This window comes from Corynebacterium striatum (assembly GCF_016728105.1).
Taxonomy (GTDB): domain Bacteria; phylum Actinomycetota; class Actinomycetes; order Mycobacteriales; family Mycobacteriaceae; genus Corynebacterium; species Corynebacterium striatum.
The window spans coordinates 1,621,672-1,634,927 of record NZ_CP068158.1 but is presented as its reverse complement, the minus strand read 5'-3'; the positions used below and the strand labels follow the sequence as shown (position 1 = coordinate 1,634,927).

Genomic DNA, 13,256 nt, shown 5'->3' with positions numbered 1-13,256 from the left:
CGTCGTGGCCAAAGACGGCACCAACCGAGGCGGACGCAGAGTCCGTGCCGGGGCGAAACCCGAGGCGCTGAACGACAAGCTCGCCTCAGGTCGACCTGCCACCAGGCTCACCACACCGGCCGAGCTCGATGTGTTCGACCTGGACGGCACCGACATCGGCGATGGTGCGCTGCTCGCAGGCGAGACGATGCCTGAACCTAGCGAATACCTGTCGGCCGAGCAGCGCGACGGCCAACCGCTCGGTGCGGACCTGGTCTACCGGGAGACCTGGAACTGGCTGGATGAACGCGGCTGCACCGAGTTCGTCTCCAAACGCTTAATTGAGCAGTACGCGCAGGCGTTCGCCCGATACATCCAGTGCGAGCAGGCAATCTCCAAGTTCGGTCTGCTCGGCAAACACCCCACCACGGGCGCTGCGATCGCCAGCCCGTTCGTGGCCATGTCGCAGTCGTTCGGCAAGCAGGCCAACGTGTACTGGTACGAGATCTTCGACATCGTGCGTGCCACCTGCACCACCGACTACTCCGGCACCACGCCAGGCGATGAGGTCATGGAGCAGCTGCTCAAAGCCTCCTCCTAAGGCCCCTCATCCCGCTTGTTTCGTTTCTGGCCTGCCCGGCACCCGGGCGGGCTTTCTTGTTGTTCGCATTTGTGAAAGGAGCCCTCGCGTGTCTGTAGTGCGAAGTGCTGAATCTGTGTGTATCGGCCACCCCGACAAGCTGTGCGACCTGATCGCAGATCACATCCTCGATGACATCCTTACCCGCGACCCGGCGGCACGCGTGGCCGTTGAGGTCATGGCGAGTGGCAGGCGCATCATCGTCACCGGCGAGATCACCACCACCATCCGGCCGCAGCTGCGCGCCTGCGCGCGGGAGGCGCTGCGCCGGGCCGGGTACAACCCGAACCGGTTTGTCATCTACGTGTGGGTGCGCCGCCAATCCGCCGACATCGGCGCAGGTGTTACAACCTCCATCGAGGCGCGTGCAGGTGATGAGTCGGCGTATGCGAGCCTGGGGGCGGGTGACCAGGGCACCGTCTACGGGTACGCCACGAGCGAGACGCCCCAGCGCCTGCCGCTGCCGCTCGTGCTCGCCCACGAGATCTGCCGCCGCCTCGATACAGCCCGCACCGACGGCACGATCCGTGGGATCGGCCCCGACGGCAAATCCCAAGTCAGTGTGGTCTACGACGAGCTGGGCACTCCGGTCGGCATCGACACCGTGATCGTCTCAATCCAGCACAATGCAGACAAAGACCCCGAGGCGCTTGAACGGGAGGTGCGCACGCTGGTCGTCGCCCCGGCCATCGAGGCGCACCTGCCCGGTGCCACGGCTGAGCGCGTGTTGGTCAACCCGTCCGGTCGGTTTGTCACCGGTGGGCCCACCGCTGACACCGGGCTGACCGGACGCAAGCTCATGGTCGACACCTACGGTGGGCTCGGCCCGCACGGCGGTGGCGCGTTCTCGGGTAAGGACCCCTCCAAGGTCGACCGAACGGGCGCGTACATGGCGCGGCTCATCGCGAAAACCGTGGTGGATGCGCGCCTGGCCGAAGAATGCCACGTCGCTATCTCCTATGCGATCGGTAAGGCTGACCCGGTCGCGTTCCGCATCGACACCTTCGGCACCGGTCAGCACCCGGATTGGCTGCTCACCGACGCCGCCCAGGCGGTCTTCCCGCTGCGACCGGCCGCGATGATCGAACACCTGCACCTGCGTTCTCCGATCTACGCGAAGCTTGCCACCTATGGGCACATGGGCCATGGTCTGAGCGAGTGGGAATGGACGCTGCCGTTTACCGACAAGCTCAGAGAAGAGGTGATCCGCCGTGCTCATCAAGCAGCTACCCATCAGTGAGCTCAAGCCCGCCGACTACAACCCGCGTAAGGACCTGAAGCCCGGGGATGCGGACTACGAGAAACTCAAGCGGTCGCTGACTGAGTTCGGTTATGTCGAGCCGGTGATCTACAACCACACCACCGGCCACGTCGTCGGTGGCCACCAGCGCCTGAAAGTACTGGCGGATCTTGGCCACACGAGCATCGACTGCGTGGTTGTCGAATTGGACGAGACCCGCGAGAAGGCCCTGAACGTCGCACTGAACAAGATCAGCGGCGACTGGGACGAGTCCAAGCTGGCCCTGCTCATCGCGGACCTTGACGCGGCCGACTTTGATGCTGAGCTCACCGGCTTCGACGATGACGAAATCGCCCAGCTCATCGGCAGCCTTGACGAGGACGAGGTAGACGACGACGGGTTTGATCTCACCGCCGCTCTCGAGGCCGCCTCCTTCGTCCAGCGCGGGGACATCTGGACCATCGGCAGGCACCGGCTGGTCTGCGGGGATGCCACCGACGCAGACGATGTCGCGATGCTCATGGACGGCAAGAGCGCGAACCTGGTGCTTACCGACCCGCCCTACAACGTCGCCTTCGAGTCCTCCGACGGGCTCACGATCAAAAACGACGCGATGAAGGCCGACTCCTTCTACGAGTTCCTGCTCACCGCGTTCACCAACATGGCGGGCGTTCTCGACAAGGGTGGGTCTGCTTATGTGTTCCACGCCGACACCGAAGGGCTGAACTTCCGCAAAGCGTTCATCGATGCCGGGTTCAAGCTCTCCGGCTGCTGCATCTGGGTCAAAGACTCCCTCGTGCTGGGACGCTCGCCGTACCAGTGGCAGCACGAACCGGTCCTCTACGGGTGGAAGCAGGGAGCCAAGCACAAGTGGTTCGCTGACCGGAAACAGACCACGATCTGGAACTTCGCCAAGCCGCGAAAGAACTCCGACCACCCGACGAGCAAGCCGCTGGACCTGCTGGCCTATCCGATCCGCAACTCCACCCAGGCCAACGCGATCATCCTCGACACCTTCGCTGGCAGCGGTTCGACCCTGATGGCCGCCGAGCAGACCGACCGCATCGCCTACCTCATGGAGTTGGACGAGAAGTACGCCTCGGTGATCCTGCGCCGCTACGCCGAGGCGACCGGGGATGCGGCCGGGATCACCTGCCAGCGCGACGGCACCCAGTACGCCTACCTGGATCTGGTCAAACAGGTCGACCGCGACCGCGAATAAAACCCCGCAATATGCAGGGAAAACAGGGGCGTGAAACTGAGCCGTTGATGAGGGCAAAAACGACTGGATAAGCGGAAAAACGTATGGCTGTATGTACATGACCAAGCACCCCTAGACCTGGGGGAACCGAGCGAAAAGGACTGGTCATGAGTGAATTACACATCGAAATCAGCGAGCTCATCGCAGCCGGAGTCAACGTCTACGACCCCGAGGAAACCCTGCGGGTTGCCACAGCACGCGGCTACCAGCTGGTGGTGCGCGTGATCGAGCACGACCCGAAGCGTTTCCTCACCATGGTGGCCGCCTGGTTCGAGCAGGAGGTCGTGGCATGAGCATCCTCGCCTTCACCCCGCACAAAACGGGCAGGAAAAAGCTCGCCCAGCTTCTCGCCGATCACCTTGGCACCGAGGCCACCTATCTGGGCACGCCCTCGTTTGCCTACCAGATCGCAGACGCCACGCTGGATCGGGACTGGACCCTCTACCTGCCAGATGGCATCGAGGCGCAGGCCGTGCTCGAGGCCGCCCACAAGGCGGGCTTTGAAACCGCCGACCCGGGCGAGGTGGCGTTGACGGTCACGATGCCCACCACCGGGTGGAGTGAGCGCACTCGCGCCAACCTCGAAGCGCTCCTGGCAGCCAAAGGGCCACTGATCGCCAAGGCCCTGGGCATCCCGGCCACACCCATCGAGTTCAACGATGACGAGACCGTCTCGTTCCCGTGGTGTGAGTCGATTACGCCGGAGACGGCACGCGAGGCGGTGATCCCGCTTGTGGCCAGGCTCTGCCAGCGCGCCCAGGAGGCAACCCGGATCCGCTCCACGCCGCCAGCACCGGGCAATGACAAGTACACGATGCGCTGCTTCCTGCTTTCCCTGGGCTTCATCGGCCCCGAATACAAGCAGGCACGCCGCATCCTGCTGGCAGGCCTGGAAGGGGACGCCGCCTGGCGCACCCCGACGAGCAGGAAGGAGGATTGACCATGACTCCTGGCCAGCGGGTGCGCCTGATCGCCACCAGCGACCCGTACACGACGCTGCGCCCCGGTGTGCTTGGCACCGTGGCGTTCGTCGACGACCTCGGCACCGTCCACGTCGACTGGGACACCGGATCGAACCTGGGGCTCATCCCGGGCGAGGACTCCTGGGAAACCCTACCCACTGAAAAGCCCGAAAAATAGCGGCTCATCAGGGCAAATAGTGACTGGATATGCGGCACAACGTATGGCTGTATGTACATACCGAAAGCACACCACCTCAGGGAAGGACACAGCCATGAACCCCCAGCCACAGATGAGCATCGAAGAGGACACCACCCAGCACCTGGTCAAGGACGCGAACCGGCTCGGCTACACCATCGTCACCATCGACACCACAGACGACCTCGCGATCGAGATCCGCCCCGCAGCCCGCCTGCCGTACACCCCGCCCTTGTACCGGGATTGGCAGACCGGCCAGTGGACGATCCAAACCACCTCATACGGCTCCCTCGACCCGGAAGAGATCGAGAAGGTCACCGACGGCTACCGACGCGCCATTGCCATGGTCAGCGAACTGGCACCCCTGAACGCCCGCGACCTGGTGAACTACAGCATCACCCGCAACGCCTGACCTTTTGGCACCCGCAAACCCTGCCACGAGCGGGGTTTCCTCTCGTCACAAGCCTTGTTTCTCCACGGTTTTCTTAAGTGCTGTAGATCCCAAAAAATAGTGCCTGATCTGGGCAAATACGACTGGATAAGCGCCCGCACCTATGGCTGTATGTACATGACAAAAGAACAGCCCCTCAGGAAAGGACAACAGCCATGAACACCACCGAGAAGCTCACCACCGAAGCCCTGCAGATGCGCGTCGACTCCTACGGGGCGATCCTCGCACACGGCGACTACACGCTGGCCACCTTCGCGACCTGGACCAAGAAAGACGGCTACGGCAACAGCGCCCAGGTCTACCGCCTCACCGAAGCTCCGATCGACGGCTTCGGCCCGAACGCACGCGGCCGCAGCGAATGCGCCCTGGAGCTCATCGCCGAGGCCGACCACCTTTTCGCAGACGCCGGGCACGCCATCGCCTGGGCCCTGACCCAGATCTAACCCACACCCCACCAAGGCCAAGGAGGACACCCGATGGACGCCACCAGAGAGCTGGTCACCAACCACCTGGAGATCCCCGCCGACGCCGCCCCGCACGGTGAGATCCAGGCCGCCGCCGAGATCCCCTTCAGCGTCCTCGACGAGCTCGCCGAGGAGGTCGGGGCCGAGAAGATCCCGGTCCACACGCTCAGCCGCATCGGCTGGCACTACACCAAAGCCGACCAGATCATCGCCCTGGCCGGGCAGCGCGGCCTGTCCGATTGGCGATACGGCGGCTTCGACACCGACCAGGTGGTCGCCGACTTCCGCGCCACCTACTGCTAACCCCTCGCGCCGCCCTGACCACGCAGACGGGCCGGGCCCTGCACGAACTGTTTCGCCCCACACGGTTGGGGCTTTTCTTATGCCCCGAGGAAGGAGCTGCCGCCACGATGACGAGCACGTATCAACCAACCCGGTTCATGGCAGACGGCTCCACCTACAACCAACGCAAAGCCGACTTCGCCGTGGCGTTCATTCAGGCGCTGCGCCACACCAAAGGCCGCTGGGCAGGAAAACCCTTCACACTGCTGGGTTGGCAAGAACAGATCGTGCGCGACCTGTTCGGCACCATCAAGCCCGACGGCTACCGCCAGTTCACCACCGCCTATGTGGAAATCCCCAAGAAGCAGGGCAAGTCCGAGCTGGCCGCCGCGATCGCGCTGCTGCTGACCTGCGGGGACGGGGAGCAAGCCGCCGAGGTCTACGGGTGCGCGGCCGACCGGCAGCAAGCCAGCATCGTCTTCGAGGTCGCCGCCGACATGATCCGCCAATCACCAGCCCTATCGAAGCGGGTGAAAATCCTCAGCAGTCAGAAGCGGATCATCTACAAGCCGACCAACAGCTTCTACCAGGTGCTCTCGGCTGAGGCGTACTCCAAGCACGGGTTCAACATCTCCGGTGTCGTATTCGACGAGCTGCACACCCAACCCAACCGGGCCCTGTTCGACGTGATGACCAAGGGCTCGGGTGATGCGCGCACCCAGCCGCTGTACTTCCTCATCACCACCGCAGGCACCGACACCCACAGCATCTGCTACGAGCAGCACCAAAAAGCACGCGACATTCTGGCGGGCAAGAAACACGACCCCACCTTCTACCCGGTGATCTACGGCGCAGACCTGGATGATGACTGGACGGATGAAAAGGTCTGGCACAAGGCCAACCCCTCGCTTGGGGTCACGGTGCCGGTGGATAAGGTACGCGCCGCGTGCAACTCGGCGCGCCAAAACCCCGCCGAGGAGAACTCGTTTCGCCAGCTGCGGCTTAACCAGTGGGTGAAACAGTCCGTGCGGTGGATGCCCATGCACATCTGGGACGCCTGCGCGGACCCGGTAGACCTAGACGAGCTGGAGGGCAGGCCCTGCTACGGCGGGCTGGACTTGGCCTCCACGACGGATATCACCGCGTTCGTGCTCGTCTTCCCGCCCTACGGGGATGACGAGCAGTACCGGATCGCCCCGTGGTTCTGGATACCGGAGGACAACCTTTCGCTGAGGGTGGCGCGTGATCACGTGCCCTACGACCTGTGGCACGCCCAAGGCTTTCTGGAGACCACGGAGGGCAACGTGGTCCACTACGCCCACATCGAGCACCTCATCGAGCAGCTCGGCGAGAGGTTCGATATCCGCGAGATCGCCTTCGACCGGTGGGGCGCAGTCCAGATGAGCCAAAACCTCGACGATGCCGGTTTCACCGTCGTGCCGTTCGGGCAGGGCTTCAAAGACATGAGCCCACCGAGCAAGGAGCTGATGAAGCTCGCACTTGAAGGACGCTTGGCTCACGGAGGGCACCCGGTGCTGGCCTGGATGGTCGACAACATTCATGTGCGCCAAGACCCGGCGGGAAACATCAAACCCGACAAGCAGAAGTCCACCGAGAAGATCGACGGGGTCGTCGCCACCATCATGGCGCTTGACCGCGCGATTCGAGGCGGCAGTAGCGATACTGGCACGTCGGTGTACGACTCGCGCGGGCTGCTCGTCCTCTAGTTTCGACAACGCAAAGGAGGCCCCTGTGGGACTTTTCGACTGGCTACGCGGCACCAATACCCGGCAGGTGTCGAACCACCAGCTGTCTTCGAGCTACAGTTTCCTATTCGGTCCCACCAGCTCCGGGCGCACAGTCACAGAACGCTCAGCGATGCAGATGACCGCCGTTTATTCGTGCGTGCGGATCCTGGCGGAGGCGATCGCGGGCCTGCCCCTGCACGTCTACCGCACCGAGAAAGACGGGTCGAAGGTCAAAGCCACCGACCACACGCTCTACCGGCTGCTGCACGATGAGCCCAACCCGGAGATGACCAGCTTCGTCTTCCGCGAGACCCTCATGACGCATCTGCTGCTGTGGGGCAACGCCTACGCACAGGTCATCCGCAACGGCCTCGACGAGGTCATTGGCCTGTATCCGCTGATGCCCAACCGGATGAGTGTGGGGCGCGACGATGCGGGCAGGCTCTACTACGAGTACCAGACCACCAGCGACGAACCCGCCGGTGAGTGGTCTCGCATCCGGCTGTCGCCTGCTGACGTGCTGCACATCCCAGGGCTCGGGTTTGACGGGCTGGTGGGTTACTCGCCGATTGCGATGGCGAAAAACGCGATCGGCATGGCCATGGCCACCGAGGACTACGGGGCGTCGTTCTTCGCCAACGGGGCCGCCCCTGGCGGGGTGTTGGAGCATCCGGGCACGATCAAAGACCCGTCTCGGGTGCGCGAGTCCTGGCAGCAAACCTTTGGTGGGGCCCGCAACGCCAACAAGGTCGCGGTGCTCGAAGAGGGCATGAAGTACACGCCCATCTCCGTCTCCCCGGAGCAGGCGCAGTTCTTGGAGACACGCAAGTTCCAGATCAACGAGATCGCCCGGATCTTCCGCATCCCACCGCACATGGTGGGCGACCTCGAAAAATCGAGCTTCTCCAATATTGAGCAGCAGTCCTTGGAGTTCGTGAAATACACCCTCGACCCGTGGGTCATCCGCTGGGAACAAGCCCTGACCAAGACGCTGCTTAGCCCGCGTGAGAAGCCGAGCGTATTCGTGAAGTTCAACCTCGAGGGCCTGCTGCGCGGCGACTACGTCTCGCGCATGAACGGCTACGCCGTGGCCAGGCAGAACGGGTGGATGAGCGCCAACGACATCCGCGCCCTCGAAAACCTCGACCGCATCGCTGCCGCTGATGGCGGCGACTTGTACCTGGTCAACGGCAACATGCTGCCGCTATCCATGGCCGGGGCCTACGCCACCACCGGGCAGGCACAGCAGGAAACACCGCCTGCGGATGAGCAGCCGGTGGAACAACGAGTTGAAAGGAGGAGCCGGTGAGACGGTTCTGGAACTGGGAGCCACCCGCTCCCGACACATCTGACCCGGCGGGTAGCGATACCAGCCGGGTTTTGCGTATCAACGGGGTGATCGCTGAGGAGTCATGGTTTGACGACGACATCACCCCGGCCCTGTTCGCCTCCGAGCTGGCTGCAGGTTCCGGTGATGTGACGGTGTGGATCAACAGCCCCGGCGGAGACGTCGTCGCGGCAGCCCAGATCTACAACATGCTCATCGACTACCCAGGCCACGTCCGCGTCCATATTGACGGGATCGCGGCCAGCGCCGCCAGCGTGATCGCCATGGCAGGTGAGGTCGTGGCGATGAGCCCGGTCTCGATGCTCATGATCCACAACCCGGCCACCCTCGCCGTCGGTGACGCCGACGAGCTGGGCCGGGCCATCGACATGCTCGCAGCGGTCAAAGAATCCATCATCAACGCCTACGAGCTGAAAACCGGGATGAGCCGCGCCAAGCTCGCACGCCTCATGGATCAAGAGACCTGGATGGACGCGCGTGCCGCCATCAGCATGGGCTTTGCCGACGACTACCTCACCGGCAGCCGCACCCCACCCGACCCAGACGACGAGGACGGCGAGGAGCCGGACAAGCAGAAACCGTGGCCGCCGACGTCACGAAACCCCGCCCCGCTGGGCGATGCCGCCAGCGGGGTGTGTTTTGCCCGCAAGCCCGCCGAACAGCGTCTCGTCGCACACCTGACCGACACGCCACCTGACACCCAACCGCCAGACCCAGCGCCCGTACGTCCTGCGGGCCGTCGGGTGGTGGACCTGTACGCCGCCCTGATCAACCACCCCCACTAACCAGCAAGGAGAACCATCCAATGTCCACGATGACGATTTCTGACCTGCGTACCCGCCGCGCCGACACCTGGGAGAAGGCCAAGGCCTTCCTCGACGAGCGCCGCGACACCACCACCGGCTGCCTGTCCGCCGAGGACGACCAGACCTACGCCCGCATGGAAGCCGATATCGACAAGCTCACCAACGAGATCGCCCGCGCCGAACGTGCCCAGCGCCTAGACGCTGATCTGGCCCGAGCCACGAATGCGCCGCTGACCTCGATGCCCGGCCAGACCGGCGAGGAGACCGAATCCAAGACCGGCCGCGCCACCGCATCCTATAAGCGGGCGTTTTGGGATGCGATGCGCCTGAACGCCTCGCCGATGGAGGTGCGCAACGCCCTGTCGGAGGGGGTTGATTCCGAGGGCGGCTACCTGGTGCCCGACGAATTCGAGCACACCCTCGTGCAGTCCCTGGCCGACCAGAACATCATGCGCGGCCTTGCCAACGTCATCCAGACCACCAGCGGGGATCGTAAGATCCCGGTCGTGTCCACCCACGGCAGTGCTGGGTGGCTCGATGAGGGCAAGCCCTACACCGAATCCGACGAGACCTTCTCCCAGATCACGCTCTCGGCGTTCAAGCTCGGCACGTTCCTCAAGATCAGCGAGGAACTGCTCGGCGATTCGGTCTTCGACGTCGAGGCCTACCTCGCCGCCGAGTTCGCCCGCCGCATCGGTGCCGCCGAAGAGGAAGCGTTCCTGGTCGGTGACGGCAAGGGCAAGCCGACCGGCATCTTCGACGCCACCGGTGGCGGTATCTCGGATGTGACCACCGCGAAGGCCGCCGACATCACCGCCGATGAGCTCATCGACCTGCACTACAGCCTGCGCGCCCCCTATCGGGCCCGGGCGGTGTGGCTGATGAACGACGCCACCGTGAAAACCGTGCGCAAGCTCAAGGACAACCAGGGCCAGTACCTGTGGCAGCCAGCACTCACCGCTGGTGCCCCGGACATGATCCTGGGCAAACCGGTGCACACCTCCACGTTCGCACCCGAGATCAAGGCGGGCGCGAAGACCGTGGCGTTCGGTGACCTGTCCTACTACTGGATCGCTGACCGGCAGGGACGCTCGTTCAAGCGCCTGAACGAACTGTTCGCCACCTCCGGCCAGGTCGGTTTCCTCGCCTCCCAGCGCCTGGACGGCAAGCTCGTCCTGCCCGAGGCCGTCAAGATCCTCACCCAGAAGGCCGGAGCCTAAAACCCCCACGCAACGAATAGGAGGTGGCAGCCATGAACCACCAGCTCATCGACCAGGTCAAAGCCAACCTCATCCTCGCCCACGACGAGGACGACGAGCTCATCGCCAACCTGGTGGCAGCTGCCACCTCCTATGCTTGCAGCTTCCAGCACTTGCCTGAGGACTACTACGAGGCCCACGAGATGCCCGGTTCGACCCGGCAGGCGATCGTGATGCTCGCCAGTCACTTCTACGAGTCGCGTGACGGGTCTACGGCCGGGTTCTGGTCCGACAAACCCGATGCCGCCAAGGCCATGTGGGGCGCGGTGAACACGCTGCTGCGCCTTGAGCGCGAATGGAAGGTCTAACCCATGGCAGGCATTGGCAGTATGCGAGAAACCATCGACCTCATCACCCCCGTGGCCCGAAGGGACGCTGCGGGTTTTACCGCTAGCGCCGAGCAGGTGGTCGCCTCGGTGCGCGCCTACCGCCAGATGAGGCACGCCAGCTCAGCGTGGGTTAACCGTGCGGCTTACACGCAGGCCACCGTCTTGTTCCGCATCCGCACCATCCCCGGGCTCACCGTCTCGGAGGTCATGCACATCGCCGCTGCCGATGGCCGCTTTGTCATCGACACCGTCGAGGCCATCGGCGGCTACATCGAGATCCTTGCCCACCGTCTGCACCCGGAAGGAGCCCATCATGGCGCGCGTCCAGATCCGACTGCCCAATAAGTACATTGACGCACTCGAGGCCACCTCACGCCTGCTGGACTCTACAGCCGACGAAGTGCTGACAGCTGGCGCGAACGTGGTCGAACCACGTATGAGAGCCAACCTCGCATCCGCGATCGGGCGGGCGACCACGATGCCGTCCCGCTCAACCGGCCAGCTCCTCGGGGCACTGGGGGTTACGAGCGTGAAGGTCAACTCACGAGGCGATCACAACGTCAAGGTCGGTTTCGCCGAGAACCGCCGCGACGGCAGGTCGAATGCGCTGATTGCCAACGTGTTAGAGCACGGCAGGAGCAACCAGCCCGCACGCCCGTTTCTGGCACCGACACGCTCGCAGACCCGGCGGGGCGCGGTGGAGGCGATGAAAACGGTGCTTAAAGCCAGGCTCGACGGGATCCAACCATGAACACCCCGCTTTTGGAAACCCTCACCACGGTCGCTGACCGGCTTGATCTGCCGATCGCGGTGAGCTTGTTTAGCGCCTCGCCCGCACCAGTGACCTATCTGGTTGCCACCCCGATCGGCGACACGCTGGAGGTGTTCGCCGACAACACCCCGAGCGTCGAAGTCGAAGAAGTCCGCCTCGGCCTGTTCACAACTGGCAACTACCTGCCCTGGCGCGACCGGATCACCCACGCACTCGTCGAAGCGGGGCTTGTGGTGACCGCCAGGCGCTACATCGGCTTCGAGGACGATACGGGCTACCACCACTACAGCTTCGATATCAGCTGCCACCACCCGTTTTAACGAAAGGACGAATCACCCATGGCCACGATTGGTCTTGACAAGCTCTACTACGCCACGATTACCGAAAACCCCACCACCGGCGAGGAAACCTACGCCAGCCCGAAGCCACTGGCCAAAGCGATCTCAGCGGAACTGTCCGTCGAGGTCGCCGAGGCGATCTTGTATGCCGACGATGGGCCCAGCGAGATCGTCAAGGAGTTCAAATCCGGCACGCTCACCCTCGGCGTGGACGACCTGGGAGCAGAAGCCGCAGCGGCACTGACCGGTGCCACCCTGGATGCCAACGGGGTGCTCATCTCGTCCTCGGAAGACGGCGGCACACCGGTAGCGATCGGGTTCCGTGCCGCCCGCTCCAACGGCACCTTCCAGTACTTTTGGCTCTACCGCGTCAAGTTCGCCCTGCCAAACACCACCCTTGCCACCAAGGCCGACTCGATCACGTTCTCCACCCCGAGCATCGAGGGCACGATCCTGCGCCGCAACAAGCCAGACGCGAAGGGCCGCCACCCGTGGAAAGCCGAAGCCACCGAAGGCGACCCCAAGGTCAAGGCCGAGATCATCACCGGCTGGTACCAGTCCGTCTACGAGCCCGCCGCCACCAGCCCCGGCAAGTAAAGGAGCACCCCCATGACTGACACAACATCGCGTGACACTGCCTCGCGCAGTGCGAGAGTGACGATTGGTGGGAGCGGGTACGAGCTGGTGCTCACCACCAAGGCCACCCGGCTGATCGCCGAGCGCTACGGCGGGCTGGACAAGCTCGGAGCCGCGTTGGAGACCTCCGAGGACCTCGGCCAGACACTGACCGAGGTGATCTGGCTGATCACGCTGCTGGCCAACCAGTCAGTGCAGATCCACAACCTCACCCACCGCGACAACCCGCGCCCTCAGTTGACGGAGGACGAGGTGGAGCTGCTGACGGTTCCTGCCGATATCGCCGACTACCGGGGTGCGATCGCTGAGGCACTGCAGCGAGGCACCCGCCGCGACATCCTCACCGAGCCAGCCCCAAAAGTGAGCCCGGCAGCGGACGGATAGTCGAATCCGACCGGGCAGTGTTCACCCGCCTGACCTACATCGGTTTAGCCCACCTCGGCCTGAGACAAGACGAGGTGGGCCTGATGGTCTTTGGTGAGCTCCTTGACCTGGTGGACTGCTGGCGGATCGAGACAGGACGAGCGAAACCAGCACGGGTGTGG

Annotated in this window: 19 protein-coding genes; all 19 read left to right on the top strand. The window is 64.0% G+C overall.

All coding sequences use genetic code 11. From position 1 onward, the window contains the following. The first annotated feature begins 4 nt into the window (after positions 1-4). The 19 genes from I6I72_RS07750 to I6I72_RS07660 all read left to right on the top strand — a co-directional run bounded on the left by I6I72_RS07750 (position 5) and on the right by I6I72_RS07660 (position 13,095). Positions 5-580, top strand: coding sequence for a P27 family phage terminase small subunit (locus I6I72_RS07750; RefSeq protein ID WP_005295551.1), 576 nt, complete (start codon positions 5-7; stop codon positions 578-580). Between the two features lie 88 nt (positions 581-668). Beyond that, positions 669-1,859 (top strand): methionine adenosyltransferase, encoded by a 1,191-nt coding sequence (metK, locus tag I6I72_RS07745; protein WP_060797815.1) that lies wholly within the window; start codon positions 669-671, stop codon positions 1,857-1,859. Then, positions 1,831-3,081 (top strand): site-specific DNA-methyltransferase, encoded by a 1,251-nt coding sequence (locus tag I6I72_RS07740; protein WP_070454647.1) that lies wholly within the window; start codon positions 1,831-1,833, stop codon positions 3,079-3,081. Before metK ends, I6I72_RS07740 begins: the two co-directional genes overlap by 29 nt. A gap of 146 nt (positions 3,082-3,227) precedes the next feature. After that, positions 3,228-3,413, top strand: coding sequence for a hypothetical protein (locus I6I72_RS07735; RefSeq protein ID WP_005295559.1), 186 nt, complete (start codon positions 3,228-3,230; stop codon positions 3,411-3,413). Continuing rightward, positions 3,410-4,060, top strand: coding sequence for a hypothetical protein (locus I6I72_RS07730; RefSeq protein WP_005295561.1), 651 nt, complete (start codon positions 3,410-3,412; stop codon positions 4,058-4,060). Before I6I72_RS07735 ends, I6I72_RS07730 begins: the two co-directional genes overlap by 4 nt. Before the next feature lie 2 nt (positions 4,061-4,062). Continuing rightward, a complete protein-coding gene (locus I6I72_RS07725; protein WP_005295562.1) occupies positions 4,063-4,260 on the top strand; it encodes a DUF4314 domain-containing protein in 198 nt (65 codons plus the stop codon). Between the two features lie 43 nt (positions 4,261-4,303). Continuing rightward, entirely contained in the window at positions 4,304-4,690 is a 387-nt protein-coding gene (locus I6I72_RS07720) for a hypothetical protein (RefSeq protein ID WP_231782320.1), read from the top strand. 194 nt (positions 4,691-4,884) lie between these two features. Beyond that, the gene (locus tag I6I72_RS07715; protein ID WP_014320308.1) at positions 4,885-5,172 is read left to right on the top strand and encodes an Nmad4 family putative nucleotide modification protein; all 288 of its coding nucleotides are present in this window, start codon (positions 4,885-4,887) and stop codon (positions 5,170-5,172) included. 33 nt (positions 5,173-5,205) lie between these two features. Then, entirely contained in the window at positions 5,206-5,496 is a 291-nt protein-coding gene (locus tag I6I72_RS07710; RefSeq protein ID WP_201806609.1) for a pseudouridine synthase, read from the top strand. A gap of 107 nt (positions 5,497-5,603) precedes the next feature. After that, positions 5,604-7,202 (top strand): terminase large subunit, encoded by a 1,599-nt coding sequence (locus I6I72_RS07705; RefSeq protein WP_201806608.1) that lies wholly within the window; start codon positions 5,604-5,606, stop codon positions 7,200-7,202. Between the two features lie 151 nt (positions 7,203-7,353). Next, positions 7,354-8,532: a phage portal protein gene (locus I6I72_RS07700; protein ID WP_322090683.1), complete on the top strand. Its 1,179-nt coding sequence runs from the start codon at positions 7,354-7,356 to the stop codon at positions 8,530-8,532. Further along, the gene (locus I6I72_RS07695) at positions 8,529-9,356 is read left to right on the top strand and encodes a head maturation protease, ClpP-related (RefSeq protein WP_201806597.1); all 828 of its coding nucleotides are present in this window, start codon (positions 8,529-8,531) and stop codon (positions 9,354-9,356) included. The genes I6I72_RS07700 and I6I72_RS07695 overlap by 4 nt, the downstream gene beginning before the upstream one ends. A gap of 20 nt (positions 9,357-9,376) precedes the next feature. Continuing rightward, positions 9,377-10,597 carry a phage major capsid protein gene (locus I6I72_RS07690; protein ID WP_201806594.1) on the top strand — a complete coding sequence of 407 codons (1,221 nt, stop codon included), beginning with the start codon at positions 9,377-9,379 and terminating at the stop codon, positions 10,595-10,597. 32 nt (positions 10,598-10,629) lie between these two features. After that, complete coding sequence (locus I6I72_RS07685) at positions 10,630-10,944, top strand: head-tail connector protein (protein WP_201807810.1); 315 nt, start codon at positions 10,630-10,632, stop codon at positions 10,942-10,944. Between the two features lie 3 nt (positions 10,945-10,947). Further along, a complete protein-coding gene (locus tag I6I72_RS07680) occupies positions 10,948-11,310 on the top strand; it encodes a phage head completion protein (protein WP_201806591.1) in 363 nt (120 codons plus the stop codon). After that, a complete protein-coding gene (locus tag I6I72_RS07675; protein ID WP_201806589.1) occupies positions 11,279-11,716 on the top strand; it encodes an HK97-gp10 family putative phage morphogenesis protein in 438 nt (145 codons plus the stop codon). The genes I6I72_RS07680 and I6I72_RS07675 overlap by 32 nt, the downstream gene beginning before the upstream one ends. Beyond that, positions 11,713-12,057: a hypothetical protein gene (locus tag I6I72_RS07670; RefSeq protein ID WP_201806587.1), complete on the top strand. Its 345-nt coding sequence runs from the start codon at positions 11,713-11,715 to the stop codon at positions 12,055-12,057. Before I6I72_RS07675 ends, I6I72_RS07670 begins: the two co-directional genes overlap by 4 nt. Positions 12,058-12,075: 18 nt before the next feature. After that, positions 12,076-12,672 carry a major tail protein gene (locus I6I72_RS07665; protein WP_013888248.1) on the top strand — a complete coding sequence of 199 codons (597 nt, stop codon included), beginning with the start codon at positions 12,076-12,078 and terminating at the stop codon, positions 12,670-12,672. 12 nt (positions 12,673-12,684) lie between these two features. Further along, a complete protein-coding gene (locus I6I72_RS07660) occupies positions 12,685-13,095 on the top strand; it encodes a hypothetical protein (RefSeq protein WP_201806585.1) in 411 nt (136 codons plus the stop codon). Positions 13,096-13,256: the final 161 nt, after the last annotated feature.